Source organism: Lysinibacillus sp. BPa_S21, assembly GCF_023337795.1.
Taxonomy (GTDB): domain Bacteria; phylum Bacillota; class Bacilli; order Bacillales_A; family Planococcaceae; genus Lysinibacillus.
Map to the genome: position 1 here is coordinate 79,949 of NZ_JALIRS010000012.1, position 18,809 is coordinate 98,757.

Annotated in this window: 18 protein-coding genes; 7 read left to right on the plus strand and 11 right to left on the minus strand. The window is 37.0% G+C overall.

The window, feature by feature from the left end:
• Positions 1 to 21: 21 nt before the first annotated feature.
• The 3 genes from MOK21_RS19560 to MOK21_RS19570 form a co-directional block, all read right to left on the minus strand.
• A complete protein-coding gene (locus MOK21_RS19560) occupies positions 22 to 1,215 on the minus strand; it encodes an NAD(P)/FAD-dependent oxidoreductase (RefSeq protein ID WP_249075630.1) in 1,194 nt (397 codons plus the stop codon).
• A 381-nt stretch (positions 1,216 to 1,596) separates the two neighbouring features.
• Positions 1,597 to 3,240 (minus strand): sensor histidine kinase, encoded by a 1,644-nt coding sequence (locus MOK21_RS19565; protein WP_249075631.1) that lies wholly within the window; start codon positions 3,238 to 3,240, stop codon positions 1,597 to 1,599.
• Positions 3,237 to 3,938, minus strand: a complete 702-nt coding sequence (locus tag MOK21_RS19570) for a response regulator transcription factor (RefSeq protein ID WP_249075632.1) — start codon at positions 3,936 to 3,938, stop codon at positions 3,237 to 3,239. The genes MOK21_RS19565 and MOK21_RS19570 overlap by 4 nt, the downstream gene beginning before the upstream one ends.
• 103 nt (positions 3,939 to 4,041) lie before the next feature.
• On the opposite strand from MOK21_RS19570, the gene MOK21_RS19575 reads away from it, so the two are divergent.
• The 3 genes from MOK21_RS19575 to MOK21_RS19585 all read left to right on the plus strand — a co-directional run bounded on the left by MOK21_RS19575 (position 4,042) and on the right by MOK21_RS19585 (position 6,636).
• On the plus strand, positions 4,042 to 5,214 hold the full coding sequence (locus MOK21_RS19575) for a DUF418 domain-containing protein (protein ID WP_249075633.1): 1,173 nt from the start codon (positions 4,042 to 4,044) through the stop codon (positions 5,212 to 5,214).
• A 204-nt stretch (positions 5,215 to 5,418) separates the two neighbouring features.
• A complete protein-coding gene (locus tag MOK21_RS19580; protein WP_249075634.1) occupies positions 5,419 to 5,973 on the plus strand; it encodes an SLOG family protein in 555 nt (184 codons plus the stop codon).
• A gap of 348 nt (positions 5,974 to 6,321) precedes the next feature.
• Positions 6,322 to 6,636, plus strand: coding sequence for a hypothetical protein (locus MOK21_RS19585; protein ID WP_249075635.1), 315 nt, complete (start codon positions 6,322 to 6,324; stop codon positions 6,634 to 6,636).
• Between the two features lie 41 nt (positions 6,637 to 6,677).
• On the opposite strand, the gene MOK21_RS19590 is transcribed toward MOK21_RS19585, so the two are convergent.
• The 3 genes from MOK21_RS19590 to MOK21_RS19600 form a co-directional block, all read right to left on the minus strand.
• Positions 6,678 to 8,006: an L-cystine transporter gene (locus MOK21_RS19590; RefSeq protein ID WP_283164816.1), complete on the minus strand. Its 1,329-nt coding sequence runs from the start codon at positions 8,004 to 8,006 to the stop codon at positions 6,678 to 6,680.
• 313 nt (positions 8,007 to 8,319) lie between these two features.
• Positions 8,320 to 9,276, minus strand: coding sequence for a GGDEF domain-containing protein (locus MOK21_RS19595; protein WP_249075637.1), 957 nt, complete (start codon positions 9,274 to 9,276; stop codon positions 8,320 to 8,322).
• The gene (locus MOK21_RS19600; RefSeq protein WP_249075638.1) at positions 9,236 to 10,135 is read right to left on the minus strand and encodes an EAL domain-containing protein; all 900 of its coding nucleotides are present in this window, start codon (positions 10,133 to 10,135) and stop codon (positions 9,236 to 9,238) included. The genes MOK21_RS19595 and MOK21_RS19600 overlap by 41 nt, the downstream gene beginning before the upstream one ends.
• A 415-nt stretch (positions 10,136 to 10,550) precedes the next feature.
• Between MOK21_RS19600 and MOK21_RS19605 the strand changes: the two genes are divergently transcribed.
• The 4 genes from MOK21_RS19605 to MOK21_RS19620 all read left to right on the plus strand — a co-directional run bounded on the left by MOK21_RS19605 (position 10,551) and on the right by MOK21_RS19620 (position 14,475).
• Positions 10,551 to 10,736, plus strand: a complete 186-nt coding sequence (locus tag MOK21_RS19605) for a hypothetical protein (RefSeq protein WP_249075639.1) — start codon at positions 10,551 to 10,553, stop codon at positions 10,734 to 10,736.
• Positions 10,726 to 12,144, plus strand: a complete 1,419-nt coding sequence (locus MOK21_RS19610; protein WP_249075640.1) for an amidase — start codon at positions 10,726 to 10,728, stop codon at positions 12,142 to 12,144. Before MOK21_RS19605 ends, MOK21_RS19610 begins: the two co-directional genes overlap by 11 nt.
• Positions 12,145 to 12,330: 186 nt before the next feature.
• The gene (locus MOK21_RS19615; RefSeq protein WP_249075641.1) at positions 12,331 to 13,491 is read left to right on the plus strand and encodes a PucR family transcriptional regulator; all 1,161 of its coding nucleotides are present in this window, start codon (positions 12,331 to 12,333) and stop codon (positions 13,489 to 13,491) included.
• Between the two features lie 102 nt (positions 13,492 to 13,593).
• Positions 13,594 to 14,475, plus strand: coding sequence for a DMT family transporter (locus MOK21_RS19620; protein ID WP_249075642.1), 882 nt, complete (start codon positions 13,594 to 13,596; stop codon positions 14,473 to 14,475).
• Positions 14,476 to 14,515: 40 nt separating this feature from the next.
• Here MOK21_RS19620 and MOK21_RS19625 read toward each other — a convergent pair whose 3' ends face one another.
• The 5 genes from MOK21_RS19625 to MOK21_RS19645 form a co-directional block, all read right to left on the minus strand.
• Positions 14,516 to 15,085, minus strand: coding sequence for a YitT family protein (locus tag MOK21_RS19625; protein WP_249075643.1), 570 nt, complete (start codon positions 15,083 to 15,085; stop codon positions 14,516 to 14,518).
• A 296-nt stretch (positions 15,086 to 15,381) separates the two neighbouring features.
• Positions 15,382 to 15,903: a DUF2179 domain-containing protein gene (locus MOK21_RS19630; RefSeq protein ID WP_249075644.1), complete on the minus strand. Its 522-nt coding sequence runs from the start codon at positions 15,901 to 15,903 to the stop codon at positions 15,382 to 15,384.
• Between the two features lie 345 nt (positions 15,904 to 16,248).
• The gene (locus MOK21_RS19635; protein WP_249075645.1) at positions 16,249 to 16,392 is read right to left on the minus strand and encodes a hypothetical protein; all 144 of its coding nucleotides are present in this window, start codon (positions 16,390 to 16,392) and stop codon (positions 16,249 to 16,251) included.
• A 359-nt stretch (positions 16,393 to 16,751) separates the two neighbouring features.
• Positions 16,752 to 18,050 carry a nucleobase:cation symporter-2 family protein gene (locus MOK21_RS19640; RefSeq protein ID WP_249075646.1) on the minus strand — a complete coding sequence of 433 codons (1,299 nt, stop codon included), beginning with the start codon at positions 18,048 to 18,050 and terminating at the stop codon, positions 16,752 to 16,754.
• Positions 18,050 to 18,634, minus strand: coding sequence for a xanthine phosphoribosyltransferase (locus MOK21_RS19645; protein ID WP_249075647.1), 585 nt, complete (start codon positions 18,632 to 18,634; stop codon positions 18,050 to 18,052). Before MOK21_RS19645 ends, MOK21_RS19640 begins: the two co-directional genes overlap by 1 nt.
• Between the last annotated feature and the right edge of the window lie 175 nt (positions 18,635 to 18,809).

The window sequence follows — 18,809 nt, forward strand, 5'->3', positions numbered from 1 at the left end:
GTCGCCTCCCTTCATTCGTAATTACATAGTGCCCTTCAACATTCCATCCCAGTACATAACAGGTAGTAAATCCTTCTTCATGAAATACATACTGGATCTTTCTACTGCCTGGTTGAAAGGCATAGATTCGACAGGCTCTTTACTGTAGTCAAACTCCGCCAATATCAGTTTGTTGTAGCCTGTTACAATTGGGCAAGAAGAGTAGCCATCATACATTTGCGTCATTGGCTGTTGTCTCATTAAAGCAATAAGATTTTGTGCAACGATAGGAGCTTGCTTGCGTATAGCTGCCCCCGTTTTAGATGTTGGTAGATTGGCATTGTCACCTATTCCAAACACATTGCCATACTTTTTATGCTGCAAAGTAAATTTATCAACATCTACCCAGCCACATTCGTCTGCTAATGCACTTGTTCGTATAAACTCGGGTGAACACATATAAGGTGTCACATGAATCATGTCGTATTTAATTTCTTCAACTGTGCCCGTATCTAAATTTTCAAAAATAGCTATTTTTTCATCAGCCTTAATTTCAATCAAATTACGACGGAATCGAGCATCAATATTTTTCCGCTCTATAACTTTTTCAAGCGCTTCACGATATTTCAAAACATCGAAAATAGCTGGATTGGCCGAGCCAAAAATAACATTAATATTGTCACGAACATTGACTTTATTAAAATGGTCCTCTGCTAAATGCATAATTTTTTGTGGAGCACCGCCACATTTTACCGGAGAGTTTGGATGTGTAAACAATGCAGTTCCTTCTTTAAAATTGCGGATCGTATCCCATGTATAATCCACATGTTTAAAAGAATAATTACTACATACACTTTTAGTCCCCAACGCCTCTTTCAGCCCTTTAATAGCTCCCCAGTCAATTTCTATCCCACCAGCAACTACTAAAAAGTCATACGTGTATGTTGTACCATCTAGTGTTATTACCTGATTTTGATTGGGGTCAAAACTACTAACAGCCTCTTTTAACCAAACAGCTCCTTCTGGGATAACAGAAAGCATCTCACGTTCAGAGTCCCACTTATTTGCTGCACCACCTCCCACCAATGTCCAAAGTGGTTGATAATAATGTTTTTCTGCAGGATCTATGATGGCAATCTCCCCTTGAAGCGAATGAGATTGACGGAGTAAGCGTGCCGCTACCGAAATACCAGCAGTTCCTCCTCCAACGATGACTACTTTAAAAGAAGTCTTCATGTGTATATCCTCCTTATCATGCTGTCTTTCGTATACAACTTTTACACCTTAATAATAGGTTTAAGAGTGAGCCGTTCATATAGGGGTAATCCCCTAAAAAATTACACTCTAATACTCAAATAGCGCAAAAAAGGCAGTACAAGGTGAATGTTTCATCACTTGTACTGCCCTAAATAACAGTGTTTTACTTTACTTCTTCAATCAAAAACTAGCCATCAGCCATAACGTGGAGTTGATTTCCGTTCCGACTGAGAGCTTTGCTTTCGCACTGGGGCGTCCGATGAATCGCCCTAGTCGATAAAAACTGAAATTTTTCCGATAAAACGAGATTTAATTCTGATAAATCTTCAAAAAATACCCCAACTTTTAGGCCAGAAACTGCTACTTACATTTAAATTTCATTACAAAGACTGTACCTTCCGCTCCTGATTGAACACTAATGGTACCGTTATGTAGATCAATTAACTGCTTAGTAATAGCCAATCCTAGACCTGTACCCGTTGTATCGTCCGTTGTATTAGTACCACGATAATATCGCTCAAAAAGGTTATCGAGCTCCTCCTGAGGAATCCCAGGACCTTGGTCAGCAATGGTTAGCATGATCTCCTGGCCTACATTTTGCGCTTCTACGTTTACCTTTGTACCTTCAGGCGTATATTTTTTAGCGTTGGTTATAAGATTATCTAAAATGCGCTTTAATAAAAGCTCGTCCGCTTCAAGCATAACATCCCCATAAACCTTTACAGACACTTGCTCATCAGCTAATTGAGGTAACCATACATTGAGTGGTATCAACACTTTTTCAAGCTGTATCGCTCTATTTTTCAGTTGGTACGTATAGGTTAAGTCTCCTATAAGGGCATCCATATACGTTGCCTTCTCCTGCATCGTAGTGGCAAAGACGCGCATTTCTTCTTTCGTCCACTCATAATCCTCAGAAGCAAGCATTGTTGAATAGCCATAAATCGAGCTTAAAGGTGTCTTTAAATCATGCGATAAGCCCGTTATCCATTCCTCGCGTAATTGCTCTGCATGCTTAATTTGTCTTTCATTGGAGGAAAGACGTTCTGATAAGTTATTAATCGATTCATCGACAGGCTGGAATAATTTAAACTTCCTCTTTAGCTTCCCTGTCTTCCGATGATGGATACTTTTATCCCTTTCTTTACTGTAGTTAAATTGCGTTAGTCGCTCGATACGAGATATTACATAAACAAGCGGACGAACAAATTGACGGGAAATACTAATCGATAAAAAGAGGATCCCTATTAACACAATAATATGTCCACCAAAGAACACGGAAACGAATAGCACCATCGCTTTATTAAAAGGCTCGTCAAATGGCTTATACGCTGGATTTGGCATCCGTACAACAAATGTCGAGCCATCCTCTAACGCTACATTTTGTGTAAGTTCTTTATTCTCAAAAATATCGTATTTTTCTTCTATCAACTGAGGCTTATTTAACTTTTTATAACGCTCACCAATGACTTCTACACGATCCCACTGTTCATTATAGATTTCAACAGAAGCCTTCTTATCCTGTAAACGTTGGAGTAGCTCTGAAGAAATCTCACCTTTTTCCTTCCAATCCTGAACCGCTTCTTCAAAAAGCGGTTGTACGGGGAAAGCCGGGAGGAATAATAAATGGTATTTAGGAATCGCCCACGTGTGCATCCCTGGCCGTTTAAGAGACATTATTTCGTTATCTGTCAAGCTACATAGTTCACATTTGTCTCCTGTGTAATCAACAATGTCCATCGATCGATTGAACAAATATAATTGCCCTAAGTTCTCCTCAGCTCGCTCCACTAAATAATCAGCAATTTTAATGGATTCCCCATTTTCAACGATAGCATCATCTTTAATTTCAGAGGAAGACATGATATGAATATCATCACCGACATGACCATTAATAAAGCTAGCAAAAAACACAAAACTAATAATAAAGCCAGAAATGATTAGTAAATAAAATATGATGAAATAAGATACAAAACGAAGCGTTAATCTTCTAGCTGGCTTCATGATTGAACGTCTCCAACAAGTTTATAACCAATACCCCTTACAGTAATAATGCAGGTTGGCTTACCTGGATTCTTTTCTATTTTTTCTCGCAGTTTTCGAATATGTACCATTACGGTATTATCATCAAACAAACAGTCACCCCATACGCGTTCGTAAATTTGTTCCTTCGATAACACTTGCCCTGCATTTTCACATAAATATTTCAATAAATAAAATAACCTACCGCTAATAATTTCCTTTGTGCCATTTACAGTCACCTCTGCCGCATCGATATCGAATGTAAATCGACTGCATGAAAACAAATGACTTTTAGGCACATCCTTTTTCTTCAAATATCTTGTAAGCTGGACCTTGACCCTTGCAACAAGCTCAAGTGGGTTAAATGGTTTCGTAATATAATCGTCAGCCCCATTCATAAAACCACGAAGCTTATCCGCATCACTACCTTTTGCAGTTAAAAAGAATATAGGCGCTTCACTTTGCTCTCGAATCATATTCGCCATATCAAGTCCACTACCATCCGGGAGCATAATATCTAATAGATAAAAATCAAAAACCTGCGTTTCAATTTTCTTCTTTGCTTCTTGAACAGATTTGCAGAGAGTAATGTTTAAAAACCCTTCTTTTCTTAAGATAATTTCAATCATTTCTGCAATTGCATGTTCGTCCTCTAATACTAAAATTGATGCGTCTTGCATGCTATCACCTTCTTTTAAGATTACTTTAAGGTAGCCATTATTTCACCATAAGCTTTCCCAAATACACTATGTATAAGATAACCAATTAAGGAGATAAAACGCAATGACAACTAACCGTGTTACCTTCATAGATACAATGCGTGGGTTTAGCTTATTCGGCATCTTAATGGCAAATCTATTGATTTTCCAGTTTGGCATGTATGGCAAAGATGAACTAAAAGATCTGTCCGCCCTCGATAATGGAGCCTGGTACTTTGTAAAAATCTTTATTGAAGGTTCCTTTATGCCGACCTTCACCATTTTATTCGGCTTCTCTCTTATTAAACTTATAGAGTCTATTCGTAGAAAAAAAGATAAGAGTCGATGGTCCATTTTACGCCGTGCAACTGGGTTAATCGCCTTAGGTTTACTACATTCAACGCTTTTATGGGAAGGCGATATATTATTTTCCTACGGCTTTATGATATTGTGTTTAATCCCATTTATTAATCGCAAACCAAAAACTTTATTTATTTGGTCTGGCATCTTCTTAATACTGATTACCAGCTTAACATTTGGTTCCGTTGAAAAAACTAAAAAAGAACAGCAAGAAATAGCAACCTTTGTTGAGAAAGCCGACAATGTATACGCTAATGGAAGCTACTTAGACATTTATGATTTCCGTGCAAATACTCTACCTCCTGGCATGGATGATGCAGGTTTAGTCATTTTCTTATTAATTTTCCTCGCACCAATGGTTACCACTTCATTGACTCTTTTCGGTATGGGGCTCGCGAAGAAGCAAGCTTTTATGAATATGGATGACGAAAAGAAATGGTATAAGCTCGGCGCTCTGCTTGTTCCAATAGGGCTAGCTTGTAAGAGTCTTAGTTTTATAGAAAGCAATTTTTCCGGAATGTTATTAACAGGTGGATCTGAATTATTAGCAGTTGGCTATGTCTGCCTTGCAGCTTTAGTATATAAAACTCGCCCTGTACAACGTCTCGCTCCTGCCTTCGAGAGTGTCGGTAAACTATCTTTAACCAATTATCTAATGCAAACCATTATTTGTACAACAGTATTTTATGGATATGGTCTAGGCTTATACGGCAAGCTCGGTGTATTTGGCGGTATTTTATTTGGAATCGCCTTATATAGCTTGCAATGTGTTTTCAGCCTTGCCTATTTCAAGAAATTTAAACGCGGACCATTTGAAACTGTATTGCGTGTATGGACGAATTGGTCTTGGAACGGACAGATTAAAGTAAAAAAGAAAGGAAGTACTTTACATGAATAGTGACTCCAAAGAGGACTTTACAGATACATGGTGGTTCTTAGGAATCTGTACTGCCGTAGCTGTAGTTTTAACACTATTTGCTTTTTCATAACACAATAAACTTTACTTGGGAACAACTATACAACACTATCTTGGAATTCGTTTTCACTTGCCCCCTACTGTATACTATGACTACACATACTATACAGCTTAGGGGGCGTTTTTTTGCTACAGCGGATTATTATTACTGGCTATAGACCACATGAATTAGGCATTTTTAATGACAAGCACCCTGGTATTGCCATTATAAAGAAAGCACTAGAAAACCGTCTACGTATATTAATCGATGAAGGGTTAGAATGGGTGATTATTAGTGGTCAGCAAGGTGTAGAAACATGGGGTGCCGAGGTTACTCTTATGTTACGAAAGGAGTTTCCTCACTTAAAATATTCTGTTATCACGCCTTTTTTAGAGCAAGAGAAAAATTGGCAAGAACATAAAAAAGAAAAATATCAAGCATTAATAGCTCAAGCAGATTTTGTAACAAGCGTAACGAAAAAGCCATACGAGGCTCCATGGCAATTTATCGAAAAAGACAAATTCATTATCCAAAACACAGATGGTCTGCTGCTTATTTATGATGAAGAGAATGAAGGCTCCCCTAAATATATGAAACGTCTTGCAGAAAAGTATATGGAAACACACGACTATACACTTTTAATGATTACTGCGTATGATTTACAAGTAGTAGCAGAAGAAATGCAGCAACAAGATTGGTAGAAAAAATTGCTATAATTTTCTGATAATTATATACTTGAACTATATTATGGATCATCACAATAGCATGTGGTTGATTTCCGTTCCGACTGGGCGCTTTCCTGGGGGCGTCCGATGAGCCGCTTCACTCGCGCTGCTCGCTCCAGGGTCTCGGGCCAACACGAGGTTGGTCACGAAGGCGTTATCACAGGATGTGATGTTCTTAGCCTTCGTTCCCCTATCGCTGATCCCCAAGGAGTCGCCCAGCCTCCACTTCAATCAACTTGTATAAAAATAGTATTTCTTTTAACGAATATAAACATTTTCTTTTCTACCCTTCAGTGCTAATTTCTAAAAAGGAGCTGATAACATTTGAGTAAAAAAATCGAAATGGTTCTTGAGTCGTCGCCGGTGAATGTTTCCCACGATACGTACCGAAGAGAGTGCAGATATACACGTGGAATTCATATTGAAGAACAAGAGTTTAGAGCTATTTTAGATTCAATGTGTCACGATTCTCGCTTGTATTTTGATTTTCATAATCCTCGTAGGGAGATTAAAAAAGGAACCTATTTAAATGGACACTCTGGATTAGCGCAAAGCATCTATAATTACTATAAAACTAATTATGACATTGAAATTAACGAACTAATTAATGGCAAAGATTTTTACGTAAAAATAATATAGAAAAAAGAGCTACTCTAAAAATTAAGAGTAGCTCTGCTTTATTATAGGTCCGATACTTGGGCACCTAATTCTTTATTGTTGTACATTTCAGTGTCCAATTCTTTTGTAATACGTGCTGTTGTCACACCTGCAGTCATTGAACCACTTACATTAAGAGCAGTACGGCCCATGTCAATTAATGGCTCAACGGAAATTAATATACCCGCAAGTGCAATCGGTAAATCAAGTGCTGATAATACAAGAATGGCCGCGAATGTCGCACCACCACCGACACCAGCTACACCAAATGAGCTGACAGCTACAACTGCAATAACAGTAATGATAAACACCGGATCAAGCGGATTAATCCCAACTGTCGGTGCAATCATAATCGCTAGCATTGCAGGATAAACACCAGCACAGCCATTTTGACCGATAGATAAACCAAATGAGCCCGAGAAGTTTGCAATACCCTCTGGTACGCCAAGACGACCTGTTTGTGTTTTAATGTTCATTGGCAAAGCACCTGCACTTGAACGTGAAGTGAAGGCAAACAATAATGTTTCCGCAGTTTTCTTTAAGTACGTAAATGGATTTAAACCACTTAAAGTAAGAATGAGTAAGTGTACTAATAACACAATAAATAACGCTACATAAGACGCTACAACAAACTTACCTAAGTTATAGATTGCCCCGAAATCAGATGTTGCCACTGTACGTGCCATAATTGCTAAAATACCATATGGTGTTAAACGTAAAACAATTGTTACAACGCCCATTACTAATGCATAGATGGCATCCAAGCCTTTTTTAATAGTAGCTGCAGTATCTCCATCCTTACGTGCTACACGTAAGTAAGCAAAACCTAAGAATGCTGAAAAAATGACAACAGCAATTGTTGATGTAGAACGAGCACCTGTTAAATCTAAGAATGGATTTGCTGGGAATAACTCAATAATTTGCGTTGGTAAATCCGGTGCAGTTAATCCAGAAGTTTTTTCCTCTAAATATGCTCCGCGCTCTGCCTCAGCAGCACCTTGCATAATATGGGAAGCATCTAAATGAAACACTGTTGCTGAAAAAATACCAACAGCAGCTGATACAGCGGTTGTGCCGATTAAAATAGCTAAAATAAGAGCGGCCATTTTACCGAAGTTTTTACCTACCTTCATTTTCGTAAAGGCTATTAAGATGGAAATGAAAATTAATGGCATCGCAACCATTTGTAATAATTTAACATACCCAGTACCGATAATATTGTACCAACTTGTTGTTTTTGCTAATACATCCGAATCAATACCATATATTAAATGCAGTCCAAGACCAAGTACAATACCTAAGCCTAGAGCCGTAAAAACACGATTTGAAAACTTAACGTGCTTTTTATTCATAAAATATAAAATTCCAACGAACACGAGTAAAACGGCAACGTTAAGAATAATTTGTAATGTTGACAATTGAAAGCCTCCTAAGAAGTTTAATTATAATGTAAATCGAATTATATACCTATAATCCCTATAATTCAAGTATGTTTTATTTAGATTAATAATTTCCTAAAGTAAGGCGATTTATTTCTTTTGATTATGCCCTTAAAATCGAATTTCATAATTCAGCCCATCTCCGTTGTAGAAAGATCCGTTATAAAAAAAGACTGTGGGTAAGCTCAAGTTATTACGAGCTTGCCCACAGTCTGAAATACTTCATTTAATGAACGAGGTAAATTTCTTTTTCATGGTCATTAATAAGGTAACAGCTTCCCGAAATTCTTTTACATTGTTTTTTCACACGTGTCACCGCATCCGACAATTGATCAACAGATTCAAATTGCTGATATTGATTAGTAATAACCGCAATGGATAGCGAAGTACAAGAAAAAGGCTCTAGTTTACCAGCCCTATTTCGTACTTGTAAATGGGTTAAATCCTCTACATCATAAAAGCTTAAAATACATGCTTCAAACTCATCAATAATCCTTTGACAGATTGGCGCAGCTTCATAATGCGGAAGAATTGCAACAAAATCATCTCCACCAATATGCCCTAAAAAATCTTCTGTACAATCTATATTTCTTTTCAAAATATCTGTTAAATACAGTAAAATCTTGTCTCCTTTATTAAAACCGTACGTGTCATTGTATGATTTAAAATGATCTAAATCAAAATATATTAAACTAAATTGTGATAGCTGTAATGCTCCCTCTAGCTTTTCATCAATTAATTTATTGCCAGGAAGACTACTTAATGGATTTAAAAAACTAGCAATAGCTACTTGTGTCTCTACGAGCTTTAACAATAGCTCTCGAATACTGACTACACCATAATATAAGTCATTTCTCGTTACAATCACATCATCATATAAGTCCTCTGGAGGTCTAGACATTGCTAACGTACTGACTTCTGTTATTGGTATATTGCGATCTACCATTAAAGGATTCTCTTTAATAATAAGCTGATTATGCCGTCCCATAAATAAATTATAGCCATAGCGTGTACCAATTTTTTGATAGAAATGTGTACGTGTAATATGCCCAATTGGTTTGTCATCTCGAACAACAACCACACTACGTAATGACGGATTACTTGTAAACAGTAAATCCACCTCTTGATTTTTCACGAATTCATCAATACAAGGAACGTTTTCTATGACTTCCCCTATCTTCATGGCCATCCATCCTTATTTTCCCCAATTGTATTTCCTTTGCGGGTTTCCCTATCGCATAACCTTGCGCGTAGTGGATTCCAATATCATGTAAATAATGAAGCTCTTCCTGACGTTCAATACCCTCTGCAATAATTTTGGTCTCAGCCTGCTCTGCGTATCGCATCAGCAATGTAACAAGCTGCTGCTGCTCGCTGTTTTTATCAATAAATTGTATTAAGGAACGGTCTAGTTTAATAAACTCTGGCTTTAAATAAATAAGTGTTTTCAAGCTATTATAGCCTGAACCCATATCATCCACTGCAATTCGATAGCCCTGTGATCGGTAATGTGATAATACACGTTCAAACTCTACAAAATCTATCACAGCACTACGTTCAGTTAGCTCAAACACTACTTGCTGTGGTTTTATGCCAAGCTCCTTTAATAACTGCAAGGTTTCACCACTATGGTAGTTCTTATCTAGTAACACATTAGGATGTATATTGACAAATACTAAAAAACTCTCGTTTATCCATTCTCTATGCAGTCGTTCTTTAAAACGCTGTAATGAAAGATTACGACAAAAGCATTCAAATAAAAATACACAGTCCGTTTGCCCAACAAATTCATAAAACTGATCGACGCTATTAAACAATTCCGAAGGCTCCGGACGGTTTAGTGCCTCGAAACCAAGCGTCTGCCTCGTCTGTAAATCGACGATAGGCTGAAAATAAGTATGTAAATTCTTGTCCTGCATAATTTGCTTCAATGCTTTTAAACGTTTTATATAGAGCGTATTGTTTTGATGCTGCCCGTATAAATACTTTAAATAAGAAAATAAATTACTTGTTTTTATGCTTTGTCTCACAACAGACTCCATTTTCGCACCTCTTAAATTGGTTATTAGGATCTATTGTACGCTTTGGTTGTAAATGTACTGTGAATAATATGTAAAAAGAGGTGGCTCTAGCACTAGAATTCCTTTTCAATAGTTAACACCGCTCTATTAAAAGTACTCTTAATTACTTGATAGAGTAGTATATTTTTCGCAATAAATTATATATTCAATCAATTCATTGATATATATTGTAAATAGTGTATGCTTGTAATAATAGTATTTTATTACCTTTTGCAAGAATTTATTATTTTTATCGTGAAATAATTAATTATCTCCAACTCCAGGGAAGCATCAGAGCTTATCCCACTCTATGGCGATGATTTTTTATAATAAAAAATCTGTTCTTTATAGGGAGACCTATTTAGATAAAAACTATTTTCAAGGGAGGATCCTGTTAATGAGTTTGTCGATTCAACAATTATTGGAGAACAAAGGAATTACACCAAAATCTGAACACCTTGAACTTCTAAAAGCACGTTGGGAAGGTATGCAATCCCTTCGTGGTAATTTAGAAGGCATCGCTATTGATGATGCTGATATCGCTATCCGTAGCATCCCTGGAGGTGACCACATTGACAACTGATTTACACTTAAAATCTGTTGAAGAGCTAGCACCTTTACTTGAAACTAAAAAACTCTCTCCTGTCGAATTAACGAAAGCAATTTTAGATTTTGCTGAAGAAAGTCAGCCTAAAATTAATTCATATATGGCTTTTTATCGTGAAGAAGCCTTAGCACAAGCACAACTGGTAGAAAAAGAAATCTTGAATGGACAGTATCGAGGAATGTATCACGGAATTCCTATGGCACTAAAGGATAATTTGTACTTTAAAGATAAGATAACAACGATGTCATCAAAGATTCATAAGGACTTCGTTTCAAATTATGATGCGACGGTTGTAGAAAAGCTTCGTCATGCCGGTGTTATTTTCACAGGTAAATTAAGCATGCATGAGTACGCATGGGGCATCACGAATAATAACCCTCATTACGGACCCGTTCGCAATCCATGGGACTTAGATAAAATTCCTGGTGGTTCTAGTGGCGGCTCTGGCGCAGCAGTTGCAGCAGGGGCAAGCGTTGCATCATTAGGTACAGATACAGCTGGCTCTATTCGAATCCCTTCATCAGCCTGTGGGATTGTCGGCTTAAAGCCTACTCATGGACGTGTCAGTAAATATGGCTGCTACCCTCTTGCTTGGAGCTTAGACCATATAGGTCCAATGACAAAGACAGTAAAAGACGCAGCTGGCTTACTTGAGGTTATTTCTGGATTTGACCATAGAGACCCTACTTGTACAGACGTGCCAACAGAAAATTATGTACAGCAAATTTCAGGCAATGTGAAGGACTTAGTCATCGGCATCAACGAAGAATATTTCTTTAACCGCGTTGATTCAGATGTAGAAAAGGCTGTTCGAGCAAGTATTCAAAGCTTAGTAAATCAAGGAGCCAAGGTTGAAATCGTTCGCATCCCATCCTTGCAATATGCAGAATGGGCAGAGCTCGTTACTTCCCTTTCGGAGGCAGCTGCTATCCATCATTCTGATTTACAGAAAAGACCACAGGATTTCGGAGATGATATTCGTCTGTTATTTGAGCTAGGTGAATTACCTTCTGCCGTTGATTACCTACAAGCTCAACAGGTACGACGACAAATAAAACAAGAGTTCACACAGATTTTTAAGCAGGTTGATGTACTTATTACGCCTACATTACCTGTAGTGGCAAGTACTATTGGTGATGACTTTGCCTATTTAAATGGTGAAAAAGTTGATTTAATTGATAATATCATTCGTTTTACAGGCCCGAGTAACTTAACAGGGTTACCTGCCCTTTCCGTTCCTTGTGGCTTTAAAGATAATTTACCAGTAGGCCTGCAAATCATTGGTCCAGCCTTTAAAGAAGGTCGTATTCTTAACGTTGGTTACGCTATTGAACAAACGAATCCGATGAAAAATAGAAAACCTAATATTTTCGCTAACATCTAAATTTGATAAAAGTGAAAGAATCTGCTTGCTTTCCGGACTTTGTCTGTAGAACTTCAGCAGATTCTTTTTAATTGGCTAATTGATCAACGATTCGAATTGCCTTATCGCTATTTCACTGTGTTTTATCAGTTATAATAAGTCATAGAAGTAAAAGCTCAATTACAAGAAAGGTTGTTTGATAGCCTAATGAACGTAGAGAACTTTTTACAATTGCCTATTACAAAAGATTTTACTGTCGTTGCTGGTCGCAATGGATTACATAAACCCGTTCAAAATGTGGAAATTCTAGACTTCGAATTTTCACCTGATATCCAAACGGTGAGAGAAACGGTTTTTTCACCGAATAGTGTTGTTTTAAGCAGTTTATTATTCGCAAAGCAAACACCTGAATATTTATGGAATGCCGTGAAAAACCTTATTGAACTAGGCGCAAGCGCTCTAGCTTATAAACCTGTTATTTATAAGGATTTACCAGAGGAAGTAATCGCTTATGCAGATGAACAAAATTTCCCGATATTGCGATTTGGCGGAGATGAATTTTTTGAAAAGATTATTTTAGAAACGATGGCCTATGCAAAAACGCAGGATTATTCATTCTTTTTAGATACAATCATGCGACGCCTTATGGAGGAAGAACTAACTGCTGAGCAGATACAGTCAATTTTACAGCAAATCAATAAACCTTTTGAAAAATATGTATTTGTTGCTAATATTCAATTGCAAGATCACGTAAATAATCAATGGATGCAATCTTTTTTTCAATTAGAGCCTCTATTGAAATTGGGGATGATTTGTACCTATAAAAAGAGCCTCTTTATTGTAATGACCCATCCATCCCAACATTTTCGATTTGAAAAACTTCTCAATGAATGGCTAACGATGTATGCAATTTCAACGGATTCATTGACCTTTGGCTATAGCCGCTGTCACGTAACACAAACAGACTTCCCTATTGCTGTTCGTGAAGCCTTTTATGCACGTATCATGGCTGAAATTAACACAACTTCTATATGTCACTATGAGAACCTTGCTTCCGATTGGTTGTTAATTGAATTGCATCGTAAGGACGCTAAATTTGCTATGGACTATGTAAATAGCTATCTCGGTCCCCTACTTATAGAAGAGGCTGATCCAGATTTAATGAAAACCGCTATCACCTATGTCGTAAAACAAGGAAATATTAAAGAAGTAGCCGTTGCTCATTTCTGTCATCCAAACACAATCCGTTATCGTCTGTCAAAAATACGTCAGCTAGTAGCACCTTTAGAAAATGATTATGTTTTTTATGAGCGTATAGCTGCAGCCGTTAAATTGTACTTATTACATAGCAAAACGAATGTTGAATGACAGCTTTGGAATAAGTACAAAAAAACGCCTGAATTTTTAGAATTAAAATCAACCTATTTTCTCCCATCTCATGCTATTCTATTGAAGTTAGGAGGAAGAATAATGAAACAATACATAGCTGATGGTATGCTATTAGTCACTGCAATCGTTTGGGGTAGCGGTTTTGTCATAACGGCAATTGCATTGGAATATTTAACAGCCTATCAAGTAATGGCAGGTAGATTCTTATTAGCTTCCATTATATTGACGGTCTTATTCGGTGCTAGATTAAAAAATGCCTCAAAATCGGTTATTTGGAAAGGTATTTTATTAGGAAGCATTTTGTATATTGCTTTTGCCCTTCAGACAGTAGGATTACAATATACGACACCCTCTAAAAATGCATTTTTAACCGCTGTCAATGTCATTATTGTCCCATTAATTGCGTTTGCGGTTTACAAGCGCCGTATAGATGGCTATGAGATTATCGGTTCGATTATAGCTATTGTTGGTATCGGCTTGCTCTCTCTGCAAGGCTCGCTAACAATGAATATTGGAGATGCACTTTCCTTAGCATGTGCCGTCGCCTTCGCTTTTGATATTTTTTGCACAAACCTTTTTGTACAAAAGGAAGATGCCATTGCTCTCACGATTATTCAATTTATCACAGCATCTGTTTTAGGTATCTTGGTCGTAGTCAGTCAAGGCGATATCCCGACCACTCTTGAAAAAGAAGCTATCTATTCAATCATTTATTTAGCCATTTTTTCAACTACGCTCGCCTATCTTTTTCAAAATATTGCGAACCAATATACATCTGCTACAAAGGCTGCAATTATCCTGTCTACAGAATCTTTCTTCGGCATGATACTATCCGTTATATTCTTACACGAGGTATTAACTAGTCGTATGGTCGTAGGTGCTGTCATGATTTTACTCGCCATATTAATTGCAGAAGTAAAGCCTGCACACCCTAAAAAAAGAATGATGAAAAGCTCTCGATAGCGAATTCCAAAATAGTTTCAGTCCTACTGAAGCTATTTTTTTAAACACGACTAGTCATGATACTTGTCGTAATTCCTACTACTAAAATTGTAATAATCGAAAGCAATAATGTATTAGAAGATAAAAGCAGTCCCCCAATGACGATGACGATTGAATCTATCACGAAAATAAGTATCCCGACATTAATTCCGGTTTTATCACTTAGAAATTGTGCAATCAAATCTGTACCACCAGTGCTTGTCTGAAATCTAAGCATCAAGCCCACACCAAAACCCATAAGCACCCCTCCAAATATAGCGCTATAGATAGCGTCTACCTGAATAAGATTCCGAACGGGCTTTAATAAATCGATACTAAGTGAAGATGCGATTAATCCATGTATACTATTGTAAAAATAAGCTCTGTATTTATACCAAGAAATCACAAAGATTGGAATACTAATAATGATGATCATTAAACCTATTTTAAGCTTATATATATAGTGTAAAATAAGCGCTATCCCTACAACTCCCCCATCTAAAATTTGATAGGGTGTTAAGAATAAATTAATTCCTAATGATACCGCGGCACTTCCTATAACAATGACCAAGCCTTTCGTAAAAAAATACATAAAACCCCCCTCCGAGACTTAGCATGTTTTTATAGTATGAAAAAATCGAATTGAACATGTTATTGTTCACGTCTGTCGGTGTAATAGTACTACTATTTTTTATCGAGCTTGGTCGCTAAATTTCTCTATAAATTGTGTGAATACAATACAAAAAATGGATCATCATCAAACGTGTGGTTGATTTCCGTTCCGACTTATTTACATAATAGACGTTTTAACAAAGTCATCCACAACTTTTGGTGATGAACAAAAAAATGCCCTTCTGCATATAAACAAAAGGGCAATGTTTGGGGCAACTATTTGTGTTTTACCTTCATTCGATCTAGCAAAAATCCACCTTTAAATGATTTAGGCTCGTACGAAATAATAAAAGCATTCGGTTCATAATGCTCAACAATTTGGAACAATTCCGTCTCACGGTTTCTCTTTGTTAAGATTTCATATTTATAGCGATTACTATCTCTACCTTCCCCAATATAGATTGTCACAGCAAATCCTTCATTACGAAGAAACTTTACAAGCTCTTCATTCTTATTTTGTGTATTGATCGTCGCATAGACATAGCCAATGGCCAGTTTCCGCTCAATGTTAGCACCGAGGAAAATACCTAAACCAAAACCAGCAGCATAAACAACCATCGCTAAAATACTTTGGTCTCCATTAAAGACAAGAGAAAGGCCAAATACATACACTAGCATTTCCAGCATCCCGAATATGGCAGCAAGGAACGTAATGTTTTTCACTAAAAATATTGTACGTAACGTTAAAAAAGGCACATAAACTAATTGAAGTATTACAATCAAAAATATACTCTTCATTTGTAAGAGACCTTTCAAAAAGTAGTTTTATATACTCTAAATATATGTTGTGATATCGACCTGCATTCCAATCGAATATGCCTCGTCACATTTCGGCTAAATCTGCTCAAAGAAATTAAAATGCGGCTATTTCCTTCATTCCCCAACAATAAGAATTTAAACATTTACTTTTTAAAAAAAATGTCACCTACTATAGAAGTAGATGACATTTTGTATGCTTCCCCATAGTCACAGAGCCATAGCTGCTACCGTTAGATAGTACTTTGTAGAAGGTCCATCAATGTCAGGAACGACCGACAGTGATGGATATAAAAAAGACACTCCGAAAAGAAGTGCCCCCAAATTTTATTGTATTTTCTTTTTGATTAGTTCATCTATGTAATATTCTTTAAGCCAAACTTCTAATTTCATTCTTTCTTCTTGACACATATGTGACTTCATAGTTACTTGTAGTTCTTTAATAACTTCTTCAGCAGTCTTTAAATTCATTTATACCCTCCCTTTCCACAAGTTTCATAATATTCTATATACAGATACTTTACAATAGCCATTTTTACCTTTATATAGGATAACATTATGAAATAAATGAGACAACTAGCTATTGCTGGTGAACTATAACCACCCATTTATACCCTTGCTTAGTTACACTTACAAATAGAATTCAACATAGGACAAATGAATTAAAAAAGCCGTCCATCTCCAACCGACTTCGAAATATTTCCTTATTGCCCATCGTATCCCGCATAAAAAATGCCACCTCCTCAAATCTAAATCAATAGATTAAAGGAGGTGACAACGTTCTTTTCATCAAAATATATTGTATATTTTGATGAATGTATTAAATTATTTTAAGCTTCCCCATGCATAGGGTCTTCCTTATGCTTCGGCCCAATCATGTTGAATAAAATATTAAGGATAATCGCTGTAACCGAACCACAGACGATACCGTTAGATGTTAAAAGAGATACTTTTTCTGGCAGTGCATCGAAAATTCCAGGTACAACTGATACACCAACACCAAGGCTGACTGCAATTGCAGCGATCATCGCGTTTTCCGCTGATTCATTCATGACAGGTACTAGCATGCCCATACCTTGCGTAATAACCATACCGAACATCGCTAGCATTGCCGCACCAAGTACTGGTGTTGGAATAATCGTAGTTAATGCTGCGATTTTTGGTAGGAAACCAAGTGCTACTAGCAAACCACCTGTGATGTAAATGACTTTACGATCTTTTACGCCCGACATACGTGTAAGTCCCACGTTTTGTGAGAAAGTTGTATATGGGAAAGCGTTGAAAATACCGCCAATCACAGAGGCTAGACCTTCTGAACGGTACCCACGTGATAAATCTTTTGAATCTAATTTTTTCTTACAAATATCACTTAGCGCAAAATAAACCCCTGATGATTCTACTAAAGAAACCATTGCTACAAGTGTCATTGTAATGATTGCAGATGCATTAAATGTTGGCATCCCGAAGTAGAATGGCTGCACCATGTGTACTACGGCAGCATCTGACACTGGGCTAAAATCAACCTTCCCCATAAATACTCCTAGGATTGTCCCCGCAACTAAACCGATTAAAATGGAAATTGCACGGACGAAGCCTGTAGAAAATCGATAAACGACTAAAATAACGACCAATGTAATAAACGCTAAGGTTACATTAGAGCCAGATGCAAAATCTGCTGCCCCTTGTCCACCTGCCATATTGTTTAAAGCTACTGGTAGTAATGAGATACCTATAATCGACACAACCGAGCCTGTAACAACTGGAGGGAAGAATTTTACTAACTTACCGAAAAAGCCTGCAATAATCATAACGATTATACCTGATGCAATAATAGATCCATAAATATCAGTAATACCTTGTTCAGGATTTGTACCGATTGCAATAATTGGACTAACTGCTGTAAATGTACAGCCTAGTACTACTGGCAAACCAATACCGATAAACTTACCTGAATACACTTGTAAAAGCGTTGCGATCCCACACATCATAATGTCAATCGCTACTAAATACGTCATTTGTGTTGAATCAAAGCCAATTGCTCCACCGATAATCAGTGGCACTAAAATGGCTCCAGCATACATCGCAAGTAAATGTTGAATAGCTAGCGTCGTCGATTTAACGGTATTCATTACGCATTAGCCTCCGCAGCAAATGTTACTTTGCCATCCTCAAGAGAATCTACAATTGCTAATGATTCTATGCGAACCCCTTGCTGGCGTAATAATTTCCCACCGTCTTGGAAGCCTTTTTCAATCACAATGCCGACACCTACAACATTTGCACCAGCTTGAGCGGCGATATCAAGCAAACCTTTAACAGCTTCCCCATTCGCTAAGAAATCGTCGATAATTAAAATGTTATCATCTTCATTTAAGAAACTACGTGATACTGAAATATCGTTTGTTTCATTTTTGGTGAAAGAATGTACTTTTGAAGAGAACAGATTATCTGATAGTGTTAATGATTTACGTTTACGTGCAAACACCACAGGAGCACCGATTTCAAGACCTAGCATGACAGACGGAGCAATACCTGAAGATTCAATTGTTAATATCTTTGTAATGACTTGATCAGAGAAACGGTTTGCAAACTCATGGCCTATTTCCTTCATAAGCATTGGGTCAATTTGATGATTTAAGAATGAATCTACTTTTAATACAGATGAAGATAAAACTTTACCCTCTTGCATAATTTTTTCGTGTAATAACTTCATTTTCTTGTTATCCTTCTTTCTTATAGTAATAACTCATTATGAGCGACTTACATTACGATACAGGCAAAAGCCAGAAGTAATGCAAGTAATAAAAAACGCTGAATACTTTGATTCCAATCATCTACGAGTGGAGCAAAGCATTCAGCGTAAAAACGTCGAAACGAATAGAAAACAT

Excerpts from the sequence above, each read along its gene's own strand:
- MOK21_RS19560 (WP_249075630.1), bottom strand. The coding sequence starts at position 1,215 with ATGAAGACTTCTTTTAAAGTAGTCATCGTTGGAGGAGGAACTGCTGGT.
- MOK21_RS19565 (WP_249075631.1), bottom strand. The coding sequence starts at position 3,240 with ATGAAGCCAGCTAGAAGATTAACGCTTCGTTTTGTATCTTATTTCATC.
- MOK21_RS19570 (WP_249075632.1), bottom strand. The coding sequence starts at position 3,938 with ATGCAAGACGCATCAATTTTAGTATTAGAGGACGAACATGCAATTGCA.
- MOK21_RS19575 (WP_249075633.1), top strand. The coding sequence starts at position 4,042 with ATGACAACTAACCGTGTTACCTTCATAGATACAATGCGTGGGTTTAGC.
- MOK21_RS19590 (WP_283164816.1), bottom strand. The coding sequence starts at position 8,006 with ATGAATAAAAAGCACGTTAAGTTTTCAAATCGTGTTTTTACGGCTCTA.
- MOK21_RS19595 (WP_249075637.1), bottom strand. The coding sequence starts at position 9,276 with ATGAAGATAGGGGAAGTCATAGAAAACGTTCCTTGTATTGATGAATTC.
- MOK21_RS19600 (WP_249075638.1), bottom strand. The coding sequence starts at position 10,135 with ATGGAGTCTGTTGTGAGACAAAGCATAAAAACAAGTAATTTATTTTCT.
- MOK21_RS19605 (WP_249075639.1), top strand. The coding sequence starts at position 10,551 with ATGAGTTTGTCGATTCAACAATTATTGGAGAACAAAGGAATTACACCA.
- MOK21_RS19615 (WP_249075641.1), top strand. The coding sequence starts at position 12,331 with ATGAACGTAGAGAACTTTTTACAATTGCCTATTACAAAAGATTTTACT.
- MOK21_RS19620 (WP_249075642.1), top strand. The coding sequence starts at position 13,594 with ATGAAACAATACATAGCTGATGGTATGCTATTAGTCACTGCAATCGTT.
- MOK21_RS19625 (WP_249075643.1), bottom strand. The coding sequence starts at position 15,085 with ATGTATTTTTTTACGAAAGGCTTGGTCATTGTTATAGGAAGTGCCGCG.
- MOK21_RS19630 (WP_249075644.1), bottom strand. The coding sequence starts at position 15,903 with ATGAAGAGTATATTTTTGATTGTAATACTTCAATTAGTTTATGTGCCT.
- MOK21_RS19635 (WP_249075645.1), bottom strand. The coding sequence starts at position 16,392 with ATGAATTTAAAGACTGCTGAAGAAGTTATTAAAGAACTACAAGTAACT.
- MOK21_RS19640 (WP_249075646.1), bottom strand. The coding sequence starts at position 18,050 with ATGAATACCGTTAAATCGACGACGCTAGCTATTCAACATTTACTTGCG.
- MOK21_RS19645 (WP_249075647.1), bottom strand. The coding sequence starts at position 18,634 with ATGAAGTTATTACACGAAAAAATTATGCAAGAGGGTAAAGTTTTATCT.